This is a genomic window from Rhodococcus sp. 24CO, from assembly GCF_050586165.1.
Classification (GTDB): domain Bacteria; phylum Actinomycetota; class Actinomycetes; order Mycobacteriales; family Mycobacteriaceae; genus Rhodococcus_F.
Map to the genome: position 1 here is coordinate 1 of NZ_JAZFNF010000055.1, position 1,630 is coordinate 1,630.

A 1,630-nucleotide genomic window follows, 5' to 3' on the forward strand; every position below is an offset into this window, starting at 1 on the left:
CTCACGAGACTGTGGGTGGGTTGTTGTTGGATGGTTTTGATTCTGTGGTGGCGGTTTCTTCGGGTTCGCGGGCGGTGGTGTGTGGTGATGTGGTGCTCTCGTATGGGGAGTTCGATGAGAGGGTTAATCGGCTTGCGCGTTATTTGATTGGTTTGGGTGTTGGGCCGGAGTCGTTGGTGGGGTTGGCTGTTCGGCGTAGTGTGGATTTGTTGGTTGGTTTGTATGCGATTGTGCGTGCGGGTGGGGCGTGGGTGCCGTTGGATCCTGATGCTCCGGTTTCGCGTAATGAGTATGTGTTGGATACGGCTGATCCGGTGTGTGTGGTGTCGACGGAGCGTGATGGTTTCACGGCGTCGGGTCGTCGGGTTGTGTGTGTCGATGTTGTTGATGTGTCTGGTTTTTCGGGTGCGCGGGTTACTGATGTGGATCGGCGCTCGCCGTTGCGGGCGTCGAATACGGCGTATGTGATTTTCACGTCGGGGTCGACGGGTCGGCCGAAGGGTGTTGCGGTTTCGCATGCGGCGATTGTGAATCAGCTCGAGTTCATGCAGGGTGAGTATGTTTTGTCGGCTGCGGATGTGTATTTGCAGAAGACGGCGACGACGTTCGATGTGTCGTTGTGGGGTTTTTTCATGCCGTTGCGGGTGGGTGCGGTGTTGGTGTTGGCGTCGGCTGATGGTCATCGGGATCCGGGGTATTTGGCGTCGGTGATTGATGATCAGGGTGTGTCGGTGACGGATTTTGTTCCGACGATGTTGTCGACGTTTTCGTCGTTGGTGGATCCGGGGTTGTTGGGTTCGTTGCGTGATGTGTTGGTGATTGGTGAGGCGTTGCCGGTGGAGGCGGTGCGTGAGTTCGGGTTGGTGTCGTCGGCGCGGTTGCATAATTTGTATGGTCCGACTGAGGCTGCGGTGTCGTTTACGTTTGCGGATGTGACGGCTGCTGGGTCGGGGTCTGTGGTGTCGATTGGTGTGCCGGAGTGGAATTCGCGGGTGTTTGTGTTGGATTCGCGTTTGCGTCCGGTGCCGGTGGGTGTTGCGGGTGAGTTGTATTTGTCGGGTGTGCAGTTGGCTCGGGGGTATGTGGGTCGTCCGGATTTGAGTGCGGATCGGTTTGTGGCGTCTGCGTTCGGTTCGGGTGAGCGGATGTATCGGACGGGTGATCTTGTTCGGTGGAGTGCTGCGGGGGATCTCGAGTACATCGGGCGTACTGATTTTCAGGTGAAGTTTCGTGGTCAGCGGATTGAGTTGGGGGAGATCGAGGCGGCGCTGACGGCGCATGGGTCGGTGTTGTCGGCTGCGGTGGTGGTGCGTGGGTCTGCGACGGGTGATCAGTTGGTGGGGTATGTGGTGCCGGCTGTGGGCAGTGTTGTGGATGTGTCGGTGTTGCGGGGGTTTGTGGGGGAGCGGGTTCCGGGTTATATGGTTCCGGCTGCTGTGGTGGTGTTGGATGCGTTTCCGTTGAATTCGTCGGGGAAGTTGGATCGGGCGTTGTTGCCGGAGCCGGTGTTCGAGGCTCGGGTGTTTCGGGCTCCGGTGTCGTCGGTGGAGTTGGTGGTGGCGTCGGCGTTTGTGGGTGTGTTGGGTGTTGATCGGGTGGGGTTGGATGATGATTTCTTCGAGTTGGGTGG

The 1,630-nt window shown here is 58.5% G+C and carries 1 protein-coding gene; it reads left to right on the forward strand.

The features are described 5' to 3' along the window. Positions 1-92 precede the first annotated feature (92 nt). Positions 93-1,630 (forward strand): amino acid adenylation domain-containing protein (locus V2B23_RS30795; protein WP_430953682.1); only part of this gene is annotated, 1,538 nt, incomplete at its 3' end.